This is a genomic window from Actinosynnema sp., from assembly GCF_052038725.1.
Map to the genome: position 1 here is coordinate 1 of NZ_JBQGCX010001191.1, position 5,253 is coordinate 5,253.

Sequence of the window (5,253 nt, forward strand, 5' to 3'; positions counted from 1 at the left end):
CCGGTTCAGCGCTGACACCAGCGCTGAACCGGGGCCGGTCCACGTCCGGGGCCCCACCAGGGCCCCACCCGCCACCGGTCACAGCAACCCCAGCTCGCGGGCCCGCGCCCCGGCCTGGAACCGCGACGACGCGCCCAGCGCCGCCATCAGTTCCGCCACCCGCCGCCGGTAGGTGCGCACCGACATCCCCAGCTCCCGCGCCGCCGCGTCGTCCGTCCACCCCCGGTTCAGCGCGTCCGCCACCCCCGGCGCGACCGCCCGCAGCTCCGCCATCGCCCCCGCGTGCTCGGACAGCTCGTCCCCGGACTCCCACGCCGCCTCGAACAGCGAGGTGATCCCGCTCAGCAGCTGCGGCTCGGTGACCACGGTGTACCCGCGCGGCCCGCGCGAGCGGTCGCCCGCCAGGATCGCCACCCGGTCGTCCAGCAGGATCGTCTCGTTCACCTCGTGCCGGGACAGCCGCACCCGCGCGCCCGCCGACAGCACCGCCTCGACGTGCCCGGCCCACGCCGGGTCGAGCAGCGCGCCGAGCCGGAACAGCTTGCGCACGCCGGTGCTCGGCCGCTGCCGCGACATCACCCCGCCCCGGTGCGCCGCGACCCACGTGACCAGCTCGTTCGCCGCGCACGACAGGGTCCCCGCCGACGCGAACAGGTGCGCCGTCCGGTCGTACAGCTCCGCCTCGCCGTGCACCACGGCGATCCCGCCGGTCATCCCGCTCACCCCACCGAGGATGGCAGGAAGCTGCCACCGGATGACAGCCGCTGCCGTCGGGGGGCAGGCTCTCCGACCATGGACATGCTCAAGCTCAACCGGGTCGGCTACGGGGCCATGCAGCTCGCGGGCCCCGGCGTCTACGGGCCGCCCGCCGACCCCGCCGCCGCCGTCGCCGTGCTCCGCCGCGCCGTCGAACTGGGGATCGACCACCTCGACACCAGCGACTTCTACGGCCCGCACGTCGTCAACGAGCTCATCAAGGAGGCCCTGCACCCGTACCCGGAGCACCTGGTGCTGGTCACCAAGGTCGGCTACGTGCGCAACGAGGCCAAGGACTGGGTGCCCGCCCACGGCTCCGACCAGCTGCGCGAGGCCGTGCACAGCAACCTGCGCACGCTCGGCGTCGACCGGATCGACGTGGTGAACCTGCGCGTCGGCGGCCCGCACGGCCCCGAGGACCGCGACGTCGAGCGCGAGTTCACGGTCCTGGCCGAGCTGCGCGAGCAGGGCCTCATCGGCGAGCTGGGGGTCAGCAACGCCACCCGGTCCCAGCTGGACCAGGCGCGCTCGATCGCGCCCGTCGCGTGCGTGCAGAACATGTACAACATCGCCCAGCGCGAGGACGACGCCCTGCTCGACCACACCACCGCCGAGGGCATCGCGTACGTCCCGTTCTTCCCCCTGGGCGGCTTCTCCCCGCTCCAGCACGCGGCGCTCGCCTCGGTCGCGGAGCGCCACGGCGCGACCGACCGGCAGGTCGCCCTCGCCTGGCTGCTGCACCGCGCGCCGAACGTGCTGCTGATCCCCGGCACGTCGTCCGTGCGTCACCTGGAGGAGAACACGGCGGCCGGCCAGTTGCGGCTGTCCGAACAGGACATGGCTGACTTGGACACGACTGGGTGAACTGGGGCTATCGCACGGGCGAACTTGACCCGCGAAAGGTGTCGTGGGCATCACGAACCGCGCACGCGCACTAGGCCGAACCCCTGTAGGGCTGCTTACGATGCGTGGGTGAGCGCAGCGGGTTACCTCGCCCTGGCGATCGGCGTTCTGCTGATCGGTGGTGCGGCGTTCTTCCTGGGACGTGCTTCGGCGCGCGGGAAGGACCGCCGCCCCTCCGGGCTGACCGTGGCGGACCTCATGGCGATGGTCGTCCGCTCCTCGCACGACGGCATCGTCGTGCTCAACGGCTTCGGCGACGTGGTGCTGCACAACCAGCGAGCCGAGGACCTCGGCGTGGTGCGCAACAACCGCGTCGACGACCGGGCGCGGACCGCCGCCGAGCGCACCCGCGCCACCGGTGAGCCCGTCGCCGTCGACCTGTCGCCCCTGGAGGTCAGGGGGCGCCAGCCGGAGGCCGTGCACGCCAGGGTCATGGTCCTGACCGACGAGTTCGTCGTGGTGGACGCCTCCGACGAGTCCGAGTCGGTCCGCCTGGAGGCCACCCGCCGGGACTTCGTCGCGAACGTCAGCCACGAGCTCAAGACCCCGGTGGGCGCGCTCGCGCTGCTCGCCGAGGCCGTGCTCGACGCCGCGGACGACCGGGAGGAGGTCCGCCGGTTCAGCGCGAAGATCATGCAGGAGGCCACCCGGCTGGGCGCCCTGGTCACCGAGCTGATCGCGCTCTCCCGGCTGCAGGGCGCCGAGCGGCTGCCCGAGCTGAGCGACGTGGACGTGGACGTGGTCGTCTCCGAGGCGCTCAGCCGCACCCGGCTGTCCGCCGAGTCCGCGGGCATCAAGGTCGGCACCGACGACGCGAGCGGCCTGTCCGTCGAGGGCGACCGCACCCTCCTGGTGACCGCGCTGAGCAACCTGCTGGAGAACGCCATCGCGTACTCCCCGCCCGGCAGCCCCGTCTCGGTCAGCCGCAGGCTCGTCGACGGCTGCGTCGAGATCGCCGTCACCGACCGGGGCATCGGCATCGCCGAGGACCAGCAGACCCGCGTGTTCGAGCGCTTCTACCGGGTCGACCGGGCCCGCTCGCGCGCCACCGGCGGCACCGGCCTCGGGCTGGCCATCGTCAAGCACGTGGCCAACAACCACGGCGGCGAGGTGAAGCTGTGGAGCCGCCCCGGCACCGGCTCGACCTTCACGCTGCGCATCCCGGCCGACCGCACGGCCCAGAACGACGTTCCCGACCGGGAACCGGCCGCGCGCGCCACCACCGGCGCGGGCAACCACGGAGGAGAGCTGTGACCAGGGTGCTCATCGTGGAGGACGAGGAGTCCTTCGCCGATCCGCTCGCCTTCCTGCTCCGCAAGGAGGGCTTCACCGCCGCGCTGGCCGCCACCGGCCCCGAGGCGCTGGAGGAGTTCGACCGCAACGGCGCCGACATCGTCCTGCTCGACCTGATGCTCCCCGGCATGAGCGGCACCGACGTCTGCAAGCAGCTGCGCCAGCGCTCGGCCGTCCCGGTGATCATGGTCACGGCGCGGGACAGCGAGATCGACAAGGTGGTCGGGCTGGAGCTCGGCGCCGACGACTACGTCACCAAGCCCTACTCCGCGCGCGAGCTGATCGCCCGGATCCGCGCCGTGCTGCGCCGCGGCGGCGAGTCCGAGGAGCTGTTGCCGCAGGTCCTGGAGGCGGGGCCGGTCCGGATGGACGTCGAGCGGCACGTCGTGACTGTCAACGGTGAAGAAGTCGCGCTGCCCCTCAAGGAGTTCGACCTGCTGGAGTACCTCCTGCGCAACGTGGGCCGGGTGCTCACGCGCGGTCAGCTCATCGACCGGGTGTGGGGCGCGGACTACGTCGGTGATACGAAGACGCTGGACGTGCACGTCAAGCGGCTCAGGTCCAAGGTCGAGCCCGACCCGGCCGCACCCCGTCACCTGGTTACCGTGCGAGGTCTGGGCTACAAGTTCGAGTCCTGATCCACCCGACCGGGTACGGTGCTCCGCGTGCGCCTCGGGGTGCTTGACGTCGGTTCCAACACGGTCCACCTGTTGGTGGTGGACGCGCATCGTGGTGCCCACCCAACGCCTGCCCGCTCCGAGAAGTCGGTGCTCCGGCTGGCGGAGCAGCTCGACGGGCGGGGCGACCTCAGCCGTGCGGGCGCGGACCACCTGGTCCGCGCGGTCGCGGCGGCCAAGGCCTCCGCGGAGCGGCTCGGCTGCGCCGAGCTGATGGCGTTCGCCACCTCCGCCGTGCGCGAGGCGGGCAACTCCGCCGCCGTGCTGGAGCGGGTGCGCGAGGAGACCGGCGTCGAGCTGGAGGTCCTCTCGGGGGAGGACGAGGCGCGGCACACGTTCCTGGCGGTCCGCCGCTGGCACGGCTGGTCGGCGGGCAGGCTGCTGTGCCTGGACATCGGCGGCGGGTCGCTGGAGCTGGCGGCGGGGATGGACGAGGAGCCGGAGACGGCCCTGTCCGTCCCGCTGGGCGCGGGCAGGCTGACCCGCACCCGGTTCCGCAAGGACCCGCCGGGCAGGACCGAGATCCGCGAGACCTCCGAGTGGCTGGACGGGCAGCTGGCCCCGGTCGCGCGCGAGCTGCTGGCGGGAGGGCGGCCCGACCGGGCCGTCGCCACGTCGAAGACGTTCCGCACGCTGGCGCGCCTCACCGGGGCCGCGCCGTCGTCCGCCGGTCCGCGCGCGCGCCGCGTGCTGACCGCCGCGGGCCTGCGGCAGCTCGTCGCGTTCATCTCGCGGATGTCGTCGCACGACCTCGCCGAGCTGGAGGGGGTGAGCCCGTCGCGCGCGCACCAGCTCGTGGCGGGCGCGCTGGTGGCCGAGGCCGCCATGCGGGCCCTGTCACTCGGTGAGCTGGAGATCTGCCCGTGGGCGCTGAGGGAGGGTGTCATCCTGCGCCGACTGGACCAGACTGGTGGTCCGGAGCAGGGCACCTCCGCGGCGCCCACCAAGCGGTCGGGTGAGACTGGACGGACTGGCCGCCACGGGGCACGGTGGAGTTGATGAGTCGAGAGAGCGAGTCGGAGCAGACCACGCGCACGGTCGCGGAGCTGCTTGCCCAGTACGGCGGCAAGGCGGGAGAAGACGCCAAGCCCCGCAGGAGGCGCCGCCGCGCGGAGGAAGACGCCTCGGAGACGACGGGACCGCAGGCGATAATCGACCGCGTCTCGACGGACAGCGCCCGCATGGCGCCGGTCCGCGAGGAGGACGTCCCGGAGGCGCCCCCGCCGCCCCCCGCGCCGCCGCGCGCGCCGCCGGGGCTGCCGCCGCGACCGCCCCGGCGCCAGCCGCAGCCGCCGGTCGAGGAGCACGCCCCCTACCAGGACGAGCGCGGCTACCAGGACGAGCGCGCGGGCTACGACGAGCGGGCCGGGTACGACGAGCGCGGTCACCAGGACGAGCGCACCACCTACCAGCCCCCGGTGGCCCCCCCGCCCCCGCCGGTCGCCCCGCCGGTGGCCCCCCCGCCGCCGGTGCGGCGCGGCCCCGCCGTCGACCCGGCCGAGGAGACCCGCGTGGTCCCCCCGATCGTCGACGACGAGCCCCCGCCGCCGCCCCCCATGCCCGCGTCCCGGCGCGCCCGCAAGCAGGCGCAGGCCGAGGCGCAGCGCGCCGCCGAGCGCACCGC

The 5,253-nt window shown here is 74.1% G+C and carries 5 protein-coding genes and 1 pseudogene; 5 read left to right on the forward strand and 1 reads right to left on the reverse strand.

Translation table 11 applies throughout. The features are described 5' to 3' along the window. Positions 1-78: 78 nt before the first annotated feature. Positions 79-714: a response regulator transcription factor gene (locus ACTUAL_RS24940; RefSeq protein ID WP_096497243.1), complete on the reverse strand. Its 636-nt coding sequence runs from the start codon at positions 712-714 to the stop codon at positions 79-81. Positions 715-792: 78 nt separating this feature from the next. Between ACTUAL_RS24940 and ACTUAL_RS24945 the strand changes: the two genes are divergently transcribed. The 5 genes and pseudogenes from ACTUAL_RS24945 to ACTUAL_RS24965 all read left to right on the forward strand — a co-directional run. After that, on the forward strand, positions 793-1,620 hold the full coding sequence (locus ACTUAL_RS24945) for an oxidoreductase (protein WP_096497242.1): 828 nt from the start codon (positions 793-795) through the stop codon (positions 1,618-1,620). Positions 1,621-1,728: 108 nt separating this feature from the next. Further along, the gene (locus ACTUAL_RS24950) at positions 1,729-2,913 is read left to right on the forward strand and encodes a sensor histidine kinase (RefSeq protein ID WP_096497241.1); all 1,185 of its coding nucleotides are present in this window, start codon (positions 1,729-1,731) and stop codon (positions 2,911-2,913) included. Then, positions 2,910-3,590, forward strand: a complete 681-nt coding sequence (locus tag ACTUAL_RS24955; protein ID WP_096497240.1) for a response regulator transcription factor — start codon at positions 2,910-2,912, stop codon at positions 3,588-3,590. The genes ACTUAL_RS24950 and ACTUAL_RS24955 overlap by 4 nt, the downstream gene beginning before the upstream one ends. Positions 3,591-3,617: 27 nt before the next feature. Further along, the gene (locus tag ACTUAL_RS24960) at positions 3,618-4,628 is read left to right on the forward strand and encodes a Ppx/GppA phosphatase family protein (protein WP_440901958.1); all 1,011 of its coding nucleotides are present in this window, start codon (positions 3,618-3,620) and stop codon (positions 4,626-4,628) included. Further along, positions 4,628-5,253 (forward strand): annotated as a pseudogene (locus ACTUAL_RS24965) (hypothetical protein); the annotation flags it as partial. The gene ACTUAL_RS24960 and the pseudogene ACTUAL_RS24965, both read left to right, overlap by 1 nt.